We start from the raw sequence: 19,585 nt of genomic DNA, 5'->3' as shown, positions 1-19,585 counted from the left end.
ATAATAGAAACAAAAAGCAAGAATTTCAATTCTTGCTTTTTTTGTAGGGTTAAAATATTATTTTAGTTATTTTTTTCTATTCTTCTATATGTCACAAAGGAATAAGCATATGGATGTTTCTCATCTTTTTTGAAATCTTCTCGATCAACTTCTTCCCATTCCTCCGAGTCGATTTCTGGAAAATAAGTGTCGCCATCAAACTCATGGTGAACTTCCGTAATATATAATACATCTGTAAATTCCATGGCTTGTTTGTAGATGTTTCCACCACCGATAATGTAAACATCCTCATCAATTTTTTTTGCTGTTTCAATTGCTTTGACTAAAGAAGATGTAATTTCAATGCCTTCAGCATTCCAATTCTGATCTCGTGTTACAACAATGTTTGTACGGTTTGGTAACGGACGACCAAGAGATTCAAAAGTTTTTCTTCCCATGATAATCGGATGCCCGGAAGTTAAACTTTTGAAATGTTTTAAATCGTTTGGTAAGTGCCAAATCAAATCATTCTTTGCGCCGATTACGTTGTTACTTGCTTTTGCTACTACAATGTTTATCATAAGTTATAAGGTAAAAAAAGCTATCCTTTTGCGAGGATAGCTTAACAAATATAATAATTTTAGCGAATTATTTCATTTTATTTATTGCATCTTGTAATTGCTCAACCTGTTTCGCAATTGATGCAGATTTGATTGTTTTTGCAGCATTGGTTTTGATCTGCAGCGCTTTTTCAGCCATCATTTTAATGGCTTGTCCAGCTTGTGGGTTCTGCTCTTTTAAATAAGGATAATAACGCGAATAAGTTTTTGCAATTTCAGCTGTTGCATCTGCTGTATCGTTGTTCATAATCCAGTTAAAAGCCTGTTCGGCAACTTTACCTTTTTCAGGATCTTGAAATTTTACAAATTCATACATTGCTGCAGACTCTGAAATTAAGTTTGCTTTATCGAATTGATTATTCTTTATCCAAGTAGGAAGTAAAGCTATCGCTAAATCTGAAGAACCTTTGATGACTTCATCATCAACATGAGCTGTTAATTCATTAATTTTAGATGGGTTATTTTTTAAAATACCAGTCAATGCGGCACCTTGAACACTGAAAGAAGGACTTTTTGATGCTTTTTCAAAAATGGATGCGTCATAAATAGATGTGTCATTCAGTGCGTTTAATGCAGCTGCTTGCACCAATGTTTTTGGATCATTGGATGCCAATTGTTTTAGTTTTGATGAAGCTTTATCAATAATCGTTTTTGATGCTGTATCTAATTTATTGATCGCGTAGATTCTTAATCCATCAAATGAATCATTTAAGGCGTTTACCAAAGCATCGGCAGCTTTAGGATTTGTTGCTTGTGCATTTGCCATTGCTTCAATGGCTAACAAGCGTGTTGCGTAATTTCCTTTTCCGGCTTTGTATTGAGCGATAAAATCTTCGACAGGTTTTTTGTCGTCAATATCCGCCAATAGAACTTGGTCAGCATTTGGAATGATAACTTCCGGTTTTTGATTTGAAGTGAACTCAAATGTCGTTTCAGCTTGTTTTGGAACCCAAACTTGCTGACGAGTCGTTTTCCCATTTTCAACAATATCAATAGCGAAAGGGAATTCGAATAATTTAGACGCATCTTGACGAACAACAACTTTTACTTTCTTATTTGATGGCAAATAATCTGAGACAACAGTTAATTTTGGATGACCATTTTCGTAATACCATTGATTAAAGAACCAATTTAAATCGCGTCCTGAAACCTCTTCTAATGCTAAACGTAACTGAGTTGCTTCCGCTTTTCCGTATTCATTATCTTTTAAATATTTATTCAATCCTTTAAAGAAGGCGTCATCACCCAAGAAATTTCTCAACATATGCAAGATTAAACCTCCTTTGTTGTATGATACACCATCAAACATATCTTCGCGAGAATTATAGTGAACTCGAACCAAATTCTTTGTTGGACCGTCTCCTTGTTTGTAACCAAACATTTCGTTGTAGCGGTGTTCGTCTGCTTTTTCTTTTCCGTATTTATGTTCAAACCATAAATATTCCGAATAATTCGCAAAAGATTCATTTACGGTTAAGTTTCCCCAACTTTCGGCAGTCACTAAATCACCAAACCAATGGTGGAATAATTCGTGGGCAATTACATATTCGGCTGTATTTTCATCAACCAATTGCCCTGCTTTTTGTTGAACACCATCATGAAATAATGAAGCTGTTGTATTTTCCATGGCTCCGGAAACATACTCGCGAGCAGTCATCTGTGCATATTTATCCCAAGGATAAGGGTAGTTGAGTTTATCTGAGAAAAACTGAATCATTTCCGGCGTATTTCCGAAAATTTGTTTTGCAACATCTTTGTATGCAGGCTCTACATAATAATCGACATTGATGTTTTTCCATTTGTCATTGATAACAGCATAATCTCCAATTCCAAAGAAAAATAAATACGGAGCATGTTTTTTATCAAATTTCCAGTAATCCGTTTTTGTTCCGTCCGAATTTTTCTTTGACGATTTCATTGTCCCATTTGATAAAGAAACATATTTATCGGGATATGTTAAGGTGATTTCCTGTGAAGTCTTTTGATTGGTTTTATCAATTGTTGGGAACCAGCAAGAAGAAGATTCCGTTTCTCCCTGTGTCCAGATTTGTGTTGGATAGTTAGGGCGTTCTCCTTTTGCATTAATAAAATAAACACCTTTTGCGTCATTTATCGCCGCACTTCCTTCTTGTTTAACTTCGTTTGGACGTGCTGTATACTTGATGTAAAGTGTGTATTCCTGATCTTTTTTGTATTCTTTATCCAAATCGATGACCAATTGTAAATCATCATATTTATAGTTTAATTTCTTTTTTGCTGTTCCGTTTAATAAAGCAACTTCATGGATTAGCATTGCTTTTGCATCTAATGTAACTTTAGAAGTAGAATAGAAATGGGGTTTTAATGTGACCCAAGCTTCACCTAAAACATGTTCTTTGGCATAATCAAATTTCAGATCTAATTTTGTGTGAACAAGATTGTTAATACGTTCTGCTTCGGCACGATAAATATCTAATTTATTTGTTTGATTTTCAGCATAGCTTGGAGGAGGAGTCATTACTTGTGCATAAGTAAGACCAGATATAAGAAAGGCTGATGAAAGCCAAAGAATTCGTTTCTTCATTGTAAAATTTTATTTCTATTGGTTGATAAATTTCTTGAAAAGTTACAAAAAAAGCCTCCAATTTGAAGACTTTAAGTGTATTTTATGATTTTTTAAATTAGTTGTTGATTTCCTGAAATTTAAAAGTTGAGGCTGAATACGGAATTTTATAAAATTTAATTAAGTTGTAATCGTCAGGAATTTGATCAAATTTATGTGTGTAAACTTTTTCATATAAAATTGTTTCATTCTTTATGTTAACAATATTAATGTCATTCTTTTTTCCTTGAACTTTTAGATTAAAAACAATTAGAATTTCTTTTTTGAAATCGATAGTTTCTATTGGTATCCCCGGCATACGGGTAGCATTTATAGGACCTAATATTTTTCCTAGCTCTGTGTCGTTTTTTATGGTAAAAATAGAATCGAAATTGTCGAGCGAATTTTCTCGCAGCATGATGATTAAATTGTTTTCATCATCAAAACTGTCTTGTTGCAAATTGGACATATTTGTTGAGCAACTTATGACAAGTAATGGAATTATAAGAAAAATAGTTTTCATCATTGTATTGTCTTTTAAACTATAAAACCCATTAAACAATGGGTTTTATAATGGTTGTAAATAAAGAAATTATTTGATAATTAACTTTTTCGTTTGTGTTGTATCACCATCATTAATTTTTACAATGTAAACTCCTTTTGGTAAATTTGTTGCGTTTACTGCTTGGTCAATTTTGTTTCCTGCCACATTATATGTGTGAGTCGAAACAATTTGTCCGGCAAGATTAATGATTTCTGCAGTTACTTTATTCGTTTTCGTATTCATACGAATGCTAAAATTGCCATTCGTTGGATTAGGGTAAACGAATAATTCGTTTTGTTTTGAAAGATCAGAAACACTTAATTTTGAAGCTTCGCGATGGCAAAGTTCAACGCCTATTTTATTTACGGTTCCTACGTTTCCTGCTTTTAAATCTGCAAGACGAAATAAGTATGAACCATTGGCTGTTTGATTTTTATAACGTTGAAGATCAAATGTACCAGTTATGACAGCATCTTTTACACCGCAATTGTCAAAACTAGAACCTCCGAATTGATTGAATTTATAAGATAAATCGGGTGTAGTACAGGTTTTATACCATGCATATTGATACACTTGATCAACACCGGGCTTTGCAAATAAGATAACCAATTCGTTAGAGTTGGCATGTGTAATATCTGTAATTAAAGAGATGTCTTCTATATTTTTAGTTTCTCCAGATACAGGAACAGTAACGTTTGTTAAACCTGCAGCAGATCCAACAGCGTCATTCATTGTGATAGGAGTAGAAGCGAAATATTGATTACATGCAAGACTAATCTCATATCCGATTGCTACAAATGGACTTGCAGCATAATAAATATTGTCAATTGCTTCTATGATGATATTTGCCTTTTCTGCTGTAACTCCATTTGGTAAACTAACAGAAGCTTGGCCATTGTTTGGAGCAGATTCAATTAATGTTGTGAATGTTTTTCCTTCATCAACTGTTAATTTTATTCTTACATTTTGAGTATTGATTGTACCTGTATTTGTACCAGCTATATCCCATTTTAAATCAAAAGTTTCTCCTGATTTAAAGGATTGGTTTAAATCAATATTGTTGATTTTAAAAGGACCGTCCTCTGTAATTGAGATAATAGCTTTGTCCGATTCGATTTGTCCTCCTCCTTGTTTATTGTCTCTAACTTGAAAAACAAAATTCATGTTTTTAGCAATATCCGAAACAGTGTTCCATGTTGAATATAATTGATTATTTAAAACATTTTCTAATGGAGGAAAATATCTTTCGGGGTTAGTGGTGTGTTCATAAACTCTAAAGTTTGCACCATCTTTATTTTTACTGCTCGGATTTTTAAAATTAGCTCCGGTAAAAGTCGTTAAAGGATCAGATTGCTCCCAAGAGTATGTAAGGTTATCATTGTCAGCATCATTTGCTGTTCCTACCAATCGAAACGCTGTTCCTTTTGGGATAATATAATCTTTTCCTGCATCTGCAATAGGAGGAGTATTCGTACTTGGAGTTACAGTTCCACATGTTTGATTGGCTAAATAATTATTGATTTGTTCCAGGTTAAAATGATTAAACTGTGAAACAAACGTCTTTTGAACATCGTGTGTACCGGTTACGCCAGGGTATCCCATTACAGTTACACCACTTCCAATTTCTCTGTTTGCCATATAGCCTTCATTTCTGGCATGTACGTGGTTGGCTCCAAATTGATGTCCCATTTCATGAGCTCCTGCAACAGCGAAATTAAACCCTTCAGGATTTGTCTCAACAGGACCAATGTATGCAGATCCTTTTTTACTGTTATTACAAACACTACCAATAGCTCCTGCATTACCACCTCCTAAAAGATTGGTAAACAAAATTCCAATATCATAATTCTCAGAACCAAGATTAGTATCCAATTGTTTTTGTGTCTCACTATTTAAATTCGTCGTTGTAAAAGGACTGCTAGCCTCAGTCAGAAAAGTTACTTTATCAAGATTATCTGCCAATTGAAATGAAATAGATAAATCATTTTCATAAATAGGTAATATGTAAGTCAATGATTTTGCAACAGCAGCTACAGAAACTTCTAAAGTAGGTTCTGCATTACCAGAAAAATATTTATTGTATTTGTAATCAGTTGCTACAGCTAATTTATATTTTCTGTACGTAGCAGGATTGTTCATCTTTTTTGTTAAAGAATTAGGAACAGAGCCATCTTGTTCTATACTTCCGCAGCTAAAATTTTTTAAGCTAGGAAGGTTGTCACTGTCAACTAATTCATATTTATCATCTGTTTTTTCGATGATATATTTTTCGGAAGGAGAATAAACAATAGCATTTACTCCTTGACTTGTAGAATATCCTAAACTTATTTTTTTTAAGGGATCTGATGTCGAATAACCATAATAAGATTTAATATTAGGAAATTCTTCTTTCATTTTATCATTTAAAAGATCTCGCTCCACTAAAATGAACCGTTCATTTTTTCCTTTATTATTTGGGATTGAAACTTCTAATTTTGAATTTTTATTTAATGCAGATGAAGAAATTTGATGTTCAACATTCTTTAAATCAACATATACTTTTTTTGTATTTGGTAATGAAATGTCAATATTTTTTAATGAATTACCATTTTCTTGTGCATAGGTAATAGACATAGCTAAAAGCATAGCTACAAGCGTAAAATTTTTTCTCATAATTCGATGTTAATTTCTTATTAATTGTTTAACCTAATAAAGCTAAAGAAGTTATTACGAATATCAAAAAAAATAACATTAAAAAAGTAAAACTATTTCTATTATACAGCAACAATTCCTTTGATATGCGGATGCGCCTGATAATTTTCTAATTCAAAATCTTCGTACGTAAAATCAAAGATGTCTTTTACATTTGGATTGATTTTCATTACAGGCAACGGATAAGGTTTGCGCGTTAATTGTAATTCAACTTGCTCAAAATGATTCTTGTAAATGTGTGCATCTCCAAAAGTGTGGACAAAATCACCAACATTTAAATTACAAACCTGTGCAACCATCATTTGTAGTAATGCATAGGATGCAATATTGAATGGGACACCAAGAAAAATATCTGCGCTACGCTGATACAGTTGCAAGGATAATTTTCCGTCATTTACATAAAACTGAAAAAAGGCATGGCAAGGAGCTAAAGCCATTTGATCCAATTCACCAACATTCCAGGCAGAAACAATGATTCGGCGCGAGTCCGGGTTATTTTTTATTTGGTCAATTGCAACTTTTATTTGATCCACAACTTCACCGTTTTGTTTTCCCCAAGAACGCCATTGGTGTCCATAAACAGGACCTAAGTCACCGTTTTCATCGGCCCATTCGTTCCAAATTCTTACACCGTTATCGGTTAAATATTTGATATTGGTATCACCTTTCAAAAACCACAACAATTCGTAGATGATTGACTTTAAATGTAATTTTTTAGTTGTAACCAAAGGAAATCCTTCCGACAAATCGAAACGCATTTGGTAACCAAAGATACTTTTTGTTCCTGTTCCTGTTCTATCTTCTTTAAATGACCCTTCTGCCAAAACCTTTCTACATAAATCGTGATATTGTTGCATTTCTCAGTATATTTAACCCTTCAAATTTAGTGAATTTTTTAGAATGAAAATCAGTTTAATTCTTACAATTTTAGTGCTTTTTATGTTTTTTGCTTCGTATAGTAAATCAGATTTTGGCCGAAAAATTGCACAACATTTTTATTTCCAAACTTTGTTTAATATCGTTTTGGTGGTTGTTTTTGTTTCAAAAATTATTCATATCAAACTAAACTTGATTTCTATGATATCACTTATTATTATAGGAGGTATGTTGTATATGAGTCTTCCAAATTATTTGCAACAATTGAGAAGAAAGATAGGTAAGTAAATGATTATTTTTTAATCAATGAGTCATAAAGAATCGCGAAGAGAAGAGTCATGACTTGAGATGTTAAAAAACCGAATGTATACGCAAGAAATGCTTTTATATAATTTTTAATGCTTTTTTCATAAAATATTGAGATCATCCAACTGATATATAAAAACATGACAAATGAAGTGAGACTATCGTAAATGATTCTTGGAAACCCCAAAAACTTATTTAAAACAATAGTGAAAGCTAAAAAAAACATTGCTTCTGCCATGAATAAACAAACCATTACAAATGTTTCGTAAAAATTGTAGTTGTATTTACGAAAAAGGATTTTGGTCCATAGCGTAATCGGTAAAAGCATCAATAAATTTGCATATCCGTAATTATTATTTACCCAAATTAATATTTTGTAATACGTAGAATCGCCGTAGAAAGCTTCCATCTGCTTATTCGAAACGATATCAGTATAAAAATATTGAGAAACAAGAGTATAAATGACAGATGAAAGAATAAGAAATGTAATGGGTTTTGTTATTTTCTTTCGATTTGTATGAATGTATTCCTGAACTGTTTTTCCAGGCCTGGTTATCAATTCTTTTACAGTGAAAATAAAACCATTCTCATAGCCAATAAGATTTAATAATTCTTGCCATGCATATTGCTGATTAATCCGCTTTAATTTTGCAGGTTCTCCACAATTTGAGCAAAAGTTATTTGTAATGATTTCATTACAATTCTGACAGTTATTATTCATTTTGGTTTGAATTTAGAGGGTAACTTTTTTCACTCATTTCATTAAATTTGATTGAATATCTTTGCTATATTCCAAAATGTTAAATTACGTTAAAATGATTTGGTTAAAAATGGTTTGATTGTTTTTTTTGAATGCTAATTGGTTCAGCGAATTCTATTTAATAAAATTATTCACAATCATAGAAAAGCATTATCTTTGCAGTTATGAAAAACGAAGCAGGAATTTTTGGTTTAAGACCAGTAATAGAAGCGATTGAAGCAGGAAAAACAATCGATAAAATTTTTATTCAAAAAGGTTTACAAGGTGAGATTTTTTCAGAATTGAGAAAATTGGTTACTGAATATGAAATTCCTGTAAGTTATGTGCCTGTAGAAAAACTAAATCGTTTTACAGGAAAAAACCATCAAGGGGTTTATGCTTTTGTTTCACCAATCGAATTTGATTCGATAGAAAATGTTTTACCACAAATTTGGGAGCAGGGAAAAACACCATTTATTTTAATTTTAGACCGCGTGTCTGATGTTCGTAATTTTGGGGCAATTGCCCGTACAGCTGAATGTGTTGGTGTAGACGCAATTATTATTCCATCAAAAGGTTCTGCTTCTGTTAATGCTGATGCTGTTAAAACTTCAACTGGTGCATTATACAATATTCCGGTTTGTAAAGAAGGAAATTTAGTGAATGTAATCAAGTATTTACAATCAGCCGGAATCTCAATTTTTAGTGCTTCTGAAAAATCAGCAGAATACATTTATGATGCAGATTTTTCTGTACCTGCAGCTGTTGTGATGGGAAGTGAAGAAGATGGAGTTTCGGATTCTATTTTGAAAATCTCAGATAAAATTGTTAAATTGCCTATGGCTGGACAAACAGCATCGTTGAATGTTTCGGTGGCTTGTGGTGCAATTTTGTACGAAGCTGTTCGCCAAAGAATGTTACAAGATTTATTTTAAAAATATATAAACGATGACCTATTCTACACTTATTGGAGCTTTATTGATTGCGATTAGCATAACCATGTATTATTTTACAAATCTTGATGTTTCGAGATTGTTTTCAGACAAAGAATTTCTAGTCGGAATTACCGGAGGTGCCGGGATTGGATTTATTTTTGGAGGTTTCTTAGGATGGTTGTATAAATACAAATCCGTGAATAAGGCGAATGCAAAAATAGCTGAAGAAGAAAAACGTAAAGTAGCTGAGCAAAGAGCCCAAGAAGCGGCAGCAAAAGAGCAGGAAAAGTTAGATCTTCAACAAGAAAAAGAAGAATCCGGGTTATAAATTTTGTAACCTATATACAACATAAAAAAACAGCCGCAAATTAATTTGCGACTGTTTTTTTATGTTGTATTTCCTGGTAATAAAAACAAGGGATCAGGATCAATAAAAACATTGGCTGAATAAGAAATCTTCGAACGTAAAAGAAAACCATTTCGCCTGATGAAAAATGTGTTGAAATAAGATAATTGTAAATAGGTAAAAGAACGATTAATCCTATAATCAAAATGATAATAGAGAATTTGACATAACTTTTTTTCCAGAAGATGAACCAAACAATTAAGACAGTTAATAATGTATTAATGAGATAACGAACCATAATACTCGCATTTAATTGGGGTAAATCTAATTCAGGAAATTGAACGTGTCCAACGAAATGAAAATATTGAGTGAAAGGGTCATAAAATAATACATCTTCGTATTTTCTGACTAGAATTAATCCAATCACTAAGACGAAGGCAATTCCATATCGTAGGTATTTATTTGGCATGTTGTTTATTGTATTTTGTGACAAAAAATTTAATCCAAACAATCCAAAGAATAACGATAGAGCCATAAATGATCGCAGGAAACAAATAATCATGTGCCATTTTACCATATTCGTTATGGTACCTGAAAATGTAGTTCAATAACATAATACGAGCAATATTCATCACAAATAAAATGGCTAAACCGGAAAGGATAAACAAAGCTGTTTGTTTGAAGTTGGTGTAAAATGCCACTACAAATGCAATGAAAATAATCAGAATAGAGACAGCATTGCAACCTTCATTTACAATTGAAGCAACTTGTCCATCGACAATTAATCGCATCCAAGGCTGATTCTCTGCACTATTAGAAAATGAAAAAAAACCAAATTTATTCAATCCCATCGCTGTAACATCTGAGGTGAATTTTGTAAATGGATCAGGGATATTGTGTGGTAAATATTGATCCAAGTATAATTTATACAATAAACTCAGAATAATATAGGTTCCTAAAAAACGAGCAAGGAACAACAATAAAGGTTTGAATTCTTTCATTTTTTCATTAAAATCTCAAACAAATATAAATGAAAATCATCATCTTTTGATTAAGTTATGATTAATCAATAAATTTGCTTTTTTAGAAGATACAAAATGCAAGATTTACATAAGCGCGTGGATGTCATAATTGACAGTACGATTTCTACGGAAGATAGATTACAAAAGATTTGTCAATTGTTAAGTGATGAGGTTGACTATTACAATTGGGTGGGGTTTTATTTCAAGAATGGAGATAAAAACGAATTAAAACTCGGACCTTATGTTGGTGCAGCAACTGATCATACAATTATTCCTTATGGAAAAGGAATCTGCGGACAAGTAGCAGAATCTAATGAAACTTTTGTCGTACCGGATGTATATGCTCAAGACAATTATTTAGCATGTTCTATTGAAACAAAAGCGGAAATTGTAATTCCAATTTTTAAAAATGGAGAAAATATAGGACAAATTGATATCGATTCTCATACAATAGATCCTTTTACAGAGGAAGATATTAAGTTGTTGAATTATGTTTGTGTTCGGGTTTCAGAAATTATTTAATCGATGATTGAACTTATTTTAAAATATTTTCCGGACTTAACTGAAAAACAAATTGAACAATTTTCGAAAGTTGGAGATTTGTACAAAGAATGGAACGATCAAATTAACGTAGTTTCCCGTAAAGATATCGACGAAATTTATACCAATCATATTTTGCATTCATTGGCTATTGCTAAAGTGATGGAATTTGCAGATGGGTCATATGTGTTAGATGTTGGAACCGGAGGAGGGTTGCCCGGTATTCCGTTGGCAATTTTATTTCCTCATGTTCAGTTTCATTTAGTTGATTCTATTGGTAAAAAAATCAAGGTTGTAAAAGGTGTTGCAGATGGTTTAGGTTTGACAAATGTAAAAGCTGAACAAAAGCGAGCGGAAGAGTTAACAGATAAATATGATTTTATCGTTTCTCGTGCTGTAACAGCAATGCCTAGATTTGCAGAGTGGATTCGCGGTAAATTTAAAAAAGAAGCGATAAATCCTTTTCCAAATGGATTACTGTATTTAAAAGGAGGAGATTTGACCGAAGAATTAGCAGATTTTCCAAATGCAGTTTTATTCGATATTCAAAATTTTTTCGACGAAGACTTCTTCGAAACAAAAAAAGTGGTCTACTTGGAAAAGAAAGATATTTAATGAAAAAATCATACAAAGCGAAATCAAATAAAGTGATTTCGCTTTTTTATATTTTAAGAATGATTGAATGCTTAAAAAAAGGAGTTTTTAAACATGATTTAATCCAATACTTTAAGTTCTTTTTAAGAGGTTTTCTCGTCAAAATTCACTATATTTGTTTGTTTAAAACAAGTTAGAGACATATTATGAGTAATAACACATATACGGCGGATAATATCCAAGCGTTAGAAGGAATGGAGCATGTACGTCTTCGTCCCTCAATGTACATTGGAGACGTCGGAGTTAGAGGACTGCACCACTTAGTTTACGAGGTTGTTGATAACTCTATTGATGAAGCTTTAGCAGGATACTGTGATACAATCAAAGTAACAATTTTAGAAGGAAACTCGATCCGTGTAGAAGATAACGGGCGTGGTATTCCTATCGATTTACATAAAAAAGAAGGGAAATCTGCATTAGAAGTTGTAATGACTAAAATCGGTGCAGGAGGGAAGTTTGACAAAGATACATACAAAGTTTCCGGAGGTCTGCATGGTGTTGGAGTTTCGTGTGTTAATGCACTTTCTAACCATTTGTCAGCAGAAGTTTTCAAAAATGGGAAACAATATATTCAAGAGTATTCTAAAGGAAAACCTTTGTATGATGTAAAGGAAGTTGGGACAACTGAAAAAAATGGAACAACAGTTACTTTTACTCCAGATGATACTATTTTCCAGGAAGTACAAACATACAACTATCAAACATTAGCCAATCGTTTGCGCGAGTTAGCTTTCTTAAATAAAGGAATTAACATCACATTAATTGATGAGCGCGAAAAAGATGCCGATGGAAATTCTATTACAGAGACATTTCATTCAGAAGAAGGGTTAAAAGAATTTGTAGAGTTTATTGACGGCAGTCGCGAATCTATCATGGATAAAGTAATCTTCATGGAAGGTGAACGTGATGGAATTCCGGTTGAGGTTGCAATGCGATACAATACGTCATATAATGAAAATGTACATTCTTATGTCAATAACATCAATACACACGAAGGAGGAACACATTTATCAGGTTTTCGCCGTGCATTGACACGTACATTGAAAAAATATGCCGAAGAAAATTTTAATCTTGCAAAAGAAAAAGTTGAGATTGTTGGTGACGACTTCCGTGAGGGGTTAACAGCTGTGATTTCGGTAAAAGTAATGGAACCTCAATTCGAAGGTCAAACAAAAACGAAATTAGGAAATTCTGAAGTTTCTCCTGCAGTTGATAAAATTGTAGCTGAAATGTTGACAAATTTCTTAGAAGAAAATCCAACTGAGGCAAAACAAATTGTTGACAAAGTAATTTTAGCAGCAAAAGCGCGTCAGGCAGCGAAGAAAGCACGTGAAATGGTACAACGTAAAAACCCAATGGGTGGAAGCGGTTTACCAGGGAAATTAGCGGATTGTTCATCTCGAAAACCAGAAGAATCAGAATTATTTTTAGTCGAGGGAGATTCTGCCGGAGGAACGGCAAAACAAGGTCGTGACCGTCATTTTCAAGCGATTTTACCATTGCGTGGTAAGATTTTGAATGTAGAAAAGGCAATGGCACACAAAGTGTTGGATAACGAAGAGATTAAAAATATCTATACTGCATTGGGAGTAACAATAGGAACAGAAGAAGATTCAAAAGCACTGAATATTTCAAAGTTACGTTACCACAAAGTTGTAATTATGACCGATGCCGATGTCGACGGTTCTCACATCGCGACATTAATTTTGACATTCTTCTTCCGCTACATGAAAGAATTGATTGAGCAAGGGCATATTTATATTGCGACACCACCTTTATATTTAATCAAAAAAGGAGCGAAAGCTGAATATGCTTGGAATGAAAAAGAACGTGAAAGATTAACGGCAGAATTTTCAGCGGATGGTTCAGGAAAAGGTGTTACAATTCAGCGATACAAAGGTCTTGGGGAAATGAACGCAGAGCAATTGTGGGATACAACGCTTAATCCGGAACATAGAACGTTACGTAAAGTAACGATAGATAATGCGACAGAAGCAGATCGTGTTTTCTCTATGTTGATGGGAGATGATGTTCCGCCACGTCGTGAGTTTATAGAGAAAAATGCACATTACGCTAAAATTGATGTGTAAATAATAATGACTTATCAAATCTGATAATAATACAACGAATAAATCCAGCTTTTAAGGCTGGATTTATTTTTTGTAATTGAAATATAAATCTTGAATGAAGAAGATTTACTCAGAAATAATTAAAGTTGTAGGAACATTGGAAATCCAAATACTTTTCGTTTCAATTAAATTTTTCCAACTTTCCATACTGATCATCATCAAATCCATTTCTTCTAAAAATTCTTTGTCCAATTGTTGTTTATAAGAGAGACTGATGTGATTTGGTGCGATATTTTCGATGCTGCGAATGATTTCTTTTACTTCTGAATGGCGTTTAGTGTACCCACTTACATCAACAATAATAATTTGAGATTTGCTGTTTGAAATTAATCGTTGGGCATACTTTAGTAAATCGGCATCTTTATTTCCAAAAAGAGGAAGAAATACTTTTTCGGCTTTTGTGAAATTTTTGTCTAATACCACTCCGACAGGAACGGTAGATTTGTTTAATAATTGTTTCGTCCGTTCGTTAAAAATGGAATGGTTAAACATGTTCTCCTTGCCGGTTACTTGTCCGATTAAAATATCCGGATCGATAATTTTTGTGGTAAACCCTAATATATTTCCCAATAAAGAGCCTGAATAAATAGAATTTCGAACCCCCATTAACATTAAATCATAATCTCCTTTCTGGGCAATATCAATTGTATCGTAAACCATATCTGTAGAGACTTTAAACATGGTCGTAACATCCTGATGCAATTCTTCTGAAACTTCAATCATAGGTTCAAAAATTTCGGTTTCTCTTTCTTCAAGATTAAAATGTTGAACTTCGCTGCTTTTCATGACATGGATGGCTGTAACAAGTGAATTATCATCTTGATTTTTGACAAAGCTGTTTGCTACACGTAATAATTCGGCTCCTTTTTCCGGTGTCTGAAAATCAATTAAGATTTTATATTTCTGACTTTGATTGATTTCATTGAGCTCATTTTCTGTTTTTTGTTTTCTGAAAATCCAATTAATCACATCCAATGCAGGTCCTGTCATAAATGTTGTGATTAAGGCCATTATGACCATCATGGCAAAGACTTCCGGAGTTAAGACACCTAAATCATAACCAATGTTTAGCACAACTAATTCCATTAATCCACGCGTATTCATTAATGCTCCAATGGTCAAACTGTCTTTCCAATTTTGTCCTACAAATTTAGCCGCTATTGCACTTCCTACAAATTTTCCTGTCACAGCAACCAAAATAATCAAACCTGCTGTCCGCCATAAATGAGGGCTATCCAGTAAACCTATTTGTGTTCTTAAACCTGTGAAAACAAAAAATAACGGAAGTAATAAAACCAATGAAACATCTTCAATTTTTTCGATGAATAAATTTCTGAATTTGATATTTTCTGGCATAATTGTTCCAGCTAAGAAAGCTCCAAATAATGCATGGATTCCAATGATTTCACTTAAATAAGAAGAGATTATTAAAACTAGGAAAAAGATTCCGACAATCGGTTTTGTAAGTGTTGTTTTACTAGAATGAACATCTGCAATTCGTTTTAAGAAAGGACGGACAAAACGAACCATTGCAACAACATAAATAATTGCAAGTAAGATAACATATAGAGAGCTTACAAATGAACCTGCTTTTACAATTGCAATGACAGCTGCTAATAAACACCAGGCTGTAATGTCGTCTGCGGCAGCACAAGTAATAACAATAGAGCCTAAACGAGTTTTACTAATACCGCGTTCTTGTACAATTCTGGCCAATACAGGAAAGGCTGTAATACTCATTGAAATCCCTATAAAAAGTGCAAATGAAAGGAAATTGATTCCTTCCGGAGCAAACTCCATGTAGATTAGTCCGGCCAAGGCTAAACCAAGTGTAAATGGTATAATTATACTTGCATGACTAATTACAATGGCATCTTGTGCATTTTTTTTCAGAACTTTTAAATCCAATTCCATTCCGATGACATACATGAAAAGAATTAAACCAATTTGACTGATAAATTCTAAATTACCCAAAGATTCTTTTGGAAAAAGGTTTCCAAAGAATTCAGGAAAGTGCATCCCGATAAAAGAAGGGCCAAGAAAAATACCTGCTATTATTTCACCTATAACAGTGGGTTGCCCAATTTTATTAAAAATCCATCCAAAGACTCTCGCAGTAAAAATAATCGTTACAATTTGTGCTAATAAAATAGCAAGAGGGTGTCCAATATTATGCGTGATACTAGTGATGAAATCATTGAAATAATTGTTTTCATTAGCCGCATGGACAACATGTTTTCCCACTTCTAGTTCTTCTGCTTTTATGACAATAAAGTACATCATTAAAGAACAAAGTAGGATTGTTACGATGTAAAAAATTGAATTTCTTGTCGATTTTTTCATGGCGTTAATTTTCAACAAAAGTCAGGAATTAATTTCCAGAAAAATGACATATTTTATTAAAGAGAGATAAAAATGTAATGAAATGGTTTTTTTTTGTAATCAAATTGAAATTTGGTTGATGAAATTAGCTTTGTAGACTTCACTCAACACCAAATTAATTTCTTTGTTTTCTTTTGATAAGATGTCTAATGTAATATTATCTGAATGAAAATATTTGATGTGATGAAAGTTAATGATTTCACGTTTGTTGATGCGAACAAAATCTTTTTCCGGCAATAGTTCGGATAATGTATCTAAAGTAATGTTTTTCAAAATTAGAAAAGATAAATCCTGATAGTAGACGATTTTGTCACGGCTTTCGACAGTAGAAGTGGAGATGTATAGAATTTGATTGAAGTGCAATAAAATTTTTCCTTTGTCGGAATTTAACTGCACAAAATTATTTTGCATTGGAAAACTATTTTGCAAGCGTTTTTTGACTTTGTCTATCGCCTGTTGTAAACGTTCTTTTTTTATGGGTTTTTGAATGTAATCTGTCGCATCTAAATCAAACGCATCAACTGCATATTCTTTGTAGGCAGTCGAAAAAATAAAAGGTTTCTCTTTTAATAAGTTTGCAATTTGTAAACCATTAATTTTTGGCATTTCAATATCCAGAATACAAAAATCAAATGTTAGATTTTCAAATTCATTGATAAACAATTCGGGATCAACATAAGCTTTAACAACTTCAATATCGTCCATTTGTTCACACAACATTTTCAGGTATTTTAATCCAAGAATTTCGTCGTCAATTAGTATGCATTTTAGTGTAAAACTCATGTAGATTTATTTTTAAGTTGGCTATAAAAATATCCTGTTCAATGGTTTTAGAGAGGTGAAAATTATCACCGTAAACCATTTTTAACCGATGTTTTAAAGATTGGCTTCCATGTCCGCCAGATTCTTTCTTCAGGCTATTTTTAGGAGAAATTTTATTGATAACTTGAATTTGAAATGATGTATTATTCAATTCAATCATAATTTTTATAAAAGAATTGGATTGTTGAAAATCGGTGTGTTTAAAAGCATTCTCAATGAAGTCTATGCTGATTAACGGTAAAATAATTTTTTCTTGATAATAAGGGGAGTTTTCATCAATTTTGGTTTTAATGAGAAAATCAAACAAAGGCGAAACTTTTACTTTATTGATTTCAATAAAATTTTTTGTAAAATCAATTTCGTCTTTTATTGTGACAAAATTATCCTTGCTTTCGTATAAAATATAATCCAAAACATTTGCTAATTTATCAATGGTATAATAGGTTTGATAAGCATTTGACTGAATAGAATTTAGGATGTTTTTAAAAAGATGTGGATTAAGCTTTGCTTCGTATGATTCAAGTTTCAATTCGTCAACTTTAGTTGATAAGTTGTCCAGACGTTGAGTTTGTTCTTGGTTTAATTTTTTTTCAGATTTTAATGAATGGATTAAATAGGTAATCATGATGATTAGAAAAATAATCAATGCAATAATGAGATAAAGTAATATTGATGGGATTTGAATCATTTCTAAAAAGCTGATTCAAAGATAAACTATTTTGACAACAAAAAATCCAGAAAGTAGAACCTTCTGGATTTTCAAATTATTTTGATAAAAATCTTAAGCGTAATATTTCGCTTTTAATTCTTTTACTTTAGAATCTTCTAAGAATTCGTCATATGTCATGTAACGATCAATAATTCCGTTAGGAGTTAATTCGATAATGCGGTTACAAGTTGTTTGGATTAATTCGTGGTCATGAGAAGCCATTAATACAGTACCTTTAAAATTAACAAGAGAGTTATTTAAAGCTGTAATCGACTCCAGATCTAAGTGACCTGTTGGTTCATCTAATAATAATACGTTTGCACGCAATAACATCATACGAGAGAACATACAGCGCATTTTTTCACCTCCTGATAAAACAGACGATTTTTTAAGTGCTTCGTCTCCTGAGAATAACATTTTTCCTAAGAAACCGCGCATAAATTCTTCATGGCGTTCTTCATCAGATTCTGTGTATTGACGTAACCAGTCTACTAAGTTGATGTCTTCTTTAAAGAAATTAGTATTGTCTAAAGGTAAATAAGCTTGAGTTGTTGTAATTCCCCAAGAAAAATCTCCTGAGTCTGGTTGAGCTTCACCTGCTAAAATCTCTAAGAATTGAGTAACAGCTTTCGAGTTACGAGAGAAAATACCAATTTTATCTCCCTTTTTCAAGTTGATTGTAGCGTCTTTAAATAAAACTTCACCATCAACGGAAGCAGACAAATTGTTCACTTCTAATATCTGATCTCCGGCTTCACGAGATTGTTCCCAGATAATGGCAGGATAACGTCGAGAAGATGGTTTAATTTCTTCGATATTTAATTTATCAATCATTTTCTTACGAGCTGTAGCTTGTTTTGCTTTAGCAACGTTAGAAGAGAAACGAGCGATAAATTCTTGTAATTCTTTTTTCTTTTCTTCAGCTTTCTTGTTTTGTTGAGCACGTTGTTTAGAAGCTAATTGAGAAGATTCGTACCAGAAAGTATAATTTCCTGAATATAAGTTTAATTTAGAGAAATCTAAATCACAGATATGAGTACAAACAGAGTCTAAAAAGTGACGGTCGTGAGAGACAACAATTACTGTGTTTTCATAATTCGCTAAGAAATCCTCTAACCAAGAAATTGTATTGACATCCAATTCATTGGTTGGCTCATCTAAAATTAATACATCAGGATTACCAAATAAAGCTTGCGCGATCAAAATACGGACTTTCGCTTTATTGTCTAAATCGCCCATTAATGTATAATGAATATCAGCGTCAATTCCTACGTTTGATAATAGTGTTGCAGCATCTGATTCCGCATTCCATCCGTTCATCTCTTCGTATTCTACTCCAAGCTCACCTGCTTTGATCCCGTCTTCTTCAGAAAAATCAGGTTTAGCATATAAAGCGTCCATACGTTCTTTAATATCGTATAATACTTTATTTCCTCGCAATACAGTGTCTAATACAGTGTATTCGTCATATTTGAAGTGATTCTGTTCTAAAACAGACATACGTTTTCCTTTTTCTAAACTAACTTGTCCAGAAGTGGGATCGATTTCACCTGATAATATTTTTAAGAAAGTTGATTTTCCTGCTCCGTTAGCACCAATTATCCCGTAACAGTTGCCATTTGTAAATTTTATATTAACTTCGTCGAAAAGTACACGCTTTCCGAATTGAAGCGATAAATTAGAAACATTTAACATAATTTTTGGTATGAT

Annotated in this window: 17 protein-coding genes; 5 read left to right on the top strand and 12 right to left on the bottom strand. The window is 32.6% G+C overall.

From position 1 onward, the window contains the following. Positions 1-62: 62 nt before the first annotated feature. The 6 genes from H277_RS0108260 to H277_RS0108230 all read right to left on the bottom strand — a co-directional run bounded on the left by H277_RS0108260 (position 63) and on the right by H277_RS0108230 (position 8,318). The gene (locus H277_RS0108260; protein WP_019975117.1) at positions 63-560 is read right to left on the bottom strand and encodes a dihydrofolate reductase; all 498 of its coding nucleotides are present in this window, start codon (positions 558-560) and stop codon (positions 63-65) included. Positions 561-627: 67 nt separating this feature from the next. Continuing rightward, positions 628-3,162, bottom strand: coding sequence for a M1 family metallopeptidase (locus tag H277_RS0108255; protein ID WP_019975116.1), 2,535 nt, complete (start codon positions 3,160-3,162; stop codon positions 628-630). Positions 3,163-3,259: 97 nt separating this feature from the next. Further along, positions 3,260-3,706 (bottom strand): hypothetical protein, encoded by a 447-nt coding sequence (locus H277_RS0108250; protein ID WP_146810380.1) that lies wholly within the window; start codon positions 3,704-3,706, stop codon positions 3,260-3,262. Positions 3,707-3,772: 66 nt separating this feature from the next. Then, the gene (locus H277_RS0108245) at positions 3,773-6,376 is read right to left on the bottom strand and encodes a zinc-dependent metalloprotease (RefSeq protein WP_019975114.1); all 2,604 of its coding nucleotides are present in this window, start codon (positions 6,374-6,376) and stop codon (positions 3,773-3,775) included. A gap of 101 nt (positions 6,377-6,477) precedes the next feature. Beyond that, complete coding sequence (locus tag H277_RS0108240) at positions 6,478-7,272, bottom strand: thymidylate synthase (protein ID WP_019975113.1); 795 nt, start codon at positions 7,270-7,272, stop codon at positions 6,478-6,480. 311 nt (positions 7,273-7,583) lie between these two features. Next, positions 7,584-8,318 (bottom strand): DUF3667 domain-containing protein, encoded by a 735-nt coding sequence (locus H277_RS0108230; protein ID WP_019975111.1) that lies wholly within the window; start codon positions 8,316-8,318, stop codon positions 7,584-7,586. 203 nt (positions 8,319-8,521) lie between these two features. Here H277_RS0108230 and rlmB point away from each other — a divergent pair, with 203 nt between their 5' ends. Both rlmB and H277_RS0108220 read left to right on the top strand, forming a co-directional pair. Next, entirely contained in the window at positions 8,522-9,271 is a 750-nt protein-coding gene (gene rlmB, locus H277_RS0108225) for a 23S rRNA (guanosine(2251)-2'-O)-methyltransferase RlmB (protein WP_019975110.1), read from the top strand. A gap of 13 nt (positions 9,272-9,284) precedes the next feature. Continuing rightward, positions 9,285-9,599, top strand: a complete 315-nt coding sequence (locus H277_RS0108220) for a hypothetical protein (RefSeq protein WP_019975109.1) — start codon at positions 9,285-9,287, stop codon at positions 9,597-9,599. Positions 9,600-9,639: 40 nt separating this feature from the next. Here H277_RS0108220 and H277_RS0108215 read toward each other — a convergent pair whose 3' ends face one another. After that, positions 9,640-10,086: an exosortase F system-associated membrane protein gene (locus H277_RS0108215; RefSeq protein WP_019975108.1), complete on the bottom strand. Its 447-nt coding sequence runs from the start codon at positions 10,084-10,086 to the stop codon at positions 9,640-9,642. Then, complete coding sequence (gene xrtF, locus H277_RS0108210) at positions 10,076-10,618, bottom strand: exosortase family protein XrtF (protein WP_019975107.1); 543 nt, start codon at positions 10,616-10,618, stop codon at positions 10,076-10,078. Before xrtF ends, H277_RS0108215 begins: the two co-directional genes overlap by 11 nt. A 96-nt stretch (positions 10,619-10,714) precedes the next feature. Between xrtF and H277_RS0108205 the strand changes: the two genes are divergently transcribed. The 3 genes from H277_RS0108205 to gyrB all read left to right on the top strand — a co-directional run bounded on the left by H277_RS0108205 (position 10,715) and on the right by gyrB (position 13,923). After that, positions 10,715-11,161, top strand: a complete 447-nt coding sequence (locus H277_RS0108205) for a GAF domain-containing protein (RefSeq protein ID WP_019975106.1) — start codon at positions 10,715-10,717, stop codon at positions 11,159-11,161. A gap of 6 nt (positions 11,162-11,167) precedes the next feature. Beyond that, the gene (gene rsmG, locus H277_RS0108200) at positions 11,168-11,794 is read left to right on the top strand and encodes a 16S rRNA (guanine(527)-N(7))-methyltransferase RsmG (RefSeq protein ID WP_026357489.1); all 627 of its coding nucleotides are present in this window, start codon (positions 11,168-11,170) and stop codon (positions 11,792-11,794) included. 185 nt (positions 11,795-11,979) lie between these two features. Then, a complete protein-coding gene (gene gyrB, locus H277_RS0108195; protein ID WP_019975104.1) occupies positions 11,980-13,923 on the top strand; it encodes a DNA topoisomerase (ATP-hydrolyzing) subunit B in 1,944 nt (647 codons plus the stop codon). A gap of 105 nt (positions 13,924-14,028) precedes the next feature. Here gyrB and H277_RS0108190 read toward each other — a convergent pair whose 3' ends face one another. The 4 genes from H277_RS0108190 to H277_RS0108175 all read right to left on the bottom strand — a co-directional run bounded on the left by H277_RS0108190 (position 14,029) and on the right by H277_RS0108175 (position 19,570). After that, on the bottom strand, positions 14,029-16,305 hold the full coding sequence (locus H277_RS0108190; protein ID WP_033422619.1) for a cation:proton antiporter: 2,277 nt from the start codon (positions 16,303-16,305) through the stop codon (positions 14,029-14,031). 99 nt (positions 16,306-16,404) lie between these two features. Then, positions 16,405-17,127 carry a LytR/AlgR family response regulator transcription factor gene (locus H277_RS0108185; RefSeq protein WP_019975102.1) on the bottom strand — a complete coding sequence of 241 codons (723 nt, stop codon included), beginning with the start codon at positions 17,125-17,127 and terminating at the stop codon, positions 16,405-16,407. Then, positions 17,096-17,854, bottom strand: coding sequence for a sensor histidine kinase (locus tag H277_RS0108180; protein WP_033422618.1), 759 nt, complete (start codon positions 17,852-17,854; stop codon positions 17,096-17,098). Before H277_RS0108180 ends, H277_RS0108185 begins: the two co-directional genes overlap by 32 nt. A 93-nt stretch (positions 17,855-17,947) precedes the next feature. Beyond that, the gene (locus H277_RS0108175; protein ID WP_026357486.1) at positions 17,948-19,570 is read right to left on the bottom strand and encodes an ABC-F family ATP-binding cassette domain-containing protein; all 1,623 of its coding nucleotides are present in this window, start codon (positions 19,568-19,570) and stop codon (positions 17,948-17,950) included. Between the last annotated feature and the right edge of the window lie 15 nt (positions 19,571-19,585).

It is taken from the genome of Empedobacter brevis NBRC 14943 = ATCC 43319 (genome assembly GCF_000382425.1).
Lineage (GTDB): Bacteria > Bacteroidota > Bacteroidia > Flavobacteriales > Weeksellaceae > Empedobacter > Empedobacter brevis.
This window is presented reverse-complemented; position numbering and strand designations above follow the sequence as displayed.

Coding starts and splice junctions, on each gene's coding strand:
- H277_RS0108260 (WP_019975117.1), bottom strand. CDS start 560: ATGATAAACATTGTAGTAGCAAAAGCAAGTAACAACGTAATCGGCGCA.
- H277_RS0108255 (WP_019975116.1), bottom strand. CDS start 3,162: ATGAAGAAACGAATTCTTTGGCTTTCATCAGCCTTTCTTATATCTGGT.
- H277_RS0108250 (WP_146810380.1), bottom strand. CDS start 3,706: ATGATGAAAACTATTTTTCTTATAATTCCATTACTTGTCATAAGTTGC.
- H277_RS0108245 (WP_019975114.1), bottom strand. CDS start 6,376: ATGAGAAAAAATTTTACGCTTGTAGCTATGCTTTTAGCTATGTCTATT.
- H277_RS0108240 (WP_019975113.1), bottom strand. CDS start 7,272: ATGCAACAATATCACGATTTATGTAGAAAGGTTTTGGCAGAAGGGTCA.
- H277_RS0108230 (WP_019975111.1), bottom strand. CDS start 8,318: ATGAATAATAACTGTCAGAATTGTAATGAAATCATTACAAATAACTTT.
- rlmB (WP_019975110.1), top strand. CDS start 8,522: ATGAAAAACGAAGCAGGAATTTTTGGTTTAAGACCAGTAATAGAAGCG.
- H277_RS0108220 (WP_019975109.1), top strand. CDS start 9,285: ATGACCTATTCTACACTTATTGGAGCTTTATTGATTGCGATTAGCATA.
- H277_RS0108215 (WP_019975108.1), bottom strand. CDS start 10,086: ATGCCAAATAAATACCTACGATATGGAATTGCCTTCGTCTTAGTGATT.
- xrtF (WP_019975107.1), bottom strand. CDS start 10,618: ATGAAAGAATTCAAACCTTTATTGTTGTTCCTTGCTCGTTTTTTAGGA.
- H277_RS0108205 (WP_019975106.1), top strand. CDS start 10,715: ATGCAAGATTTACATAAGCGCGTGGATGTCATAATTGACAGTACGATT.
- gyrB (WP_019975104.1), top strand. CDS start 11,980: ATGAGTAATAACACATATACGGCGGATAATATCCAAGCGTTAGAAGGA.
- H277_RS0108190 (WP_033422619.1), bottom strand. CDS start 16,305: ATGAAAAAATCGACAAGAAATTCAATTTTTTACATCGTAACAATCCTA.
- H277_RS0108185 (WP_019975102.1), bottom strand. CDS start 17,127: ATGAGTTTTACACTAAAATGCATACTAATTGACGACGAAATTCTTGGA.
- H277_RS0108180 (WP_033422618.1), bottom strand. CDS start 17,854: ATGATTCAAATCCCATCAATATTACTTTATCTCATTATTGCATTGATT.
- H277_RS0108175 (WP_026357486.1), bottom strand. CDS start 19,570: ATGTTAAATGTTTCTAATTTATCGCTTCAATTCGGAAAGCGTGTACTT.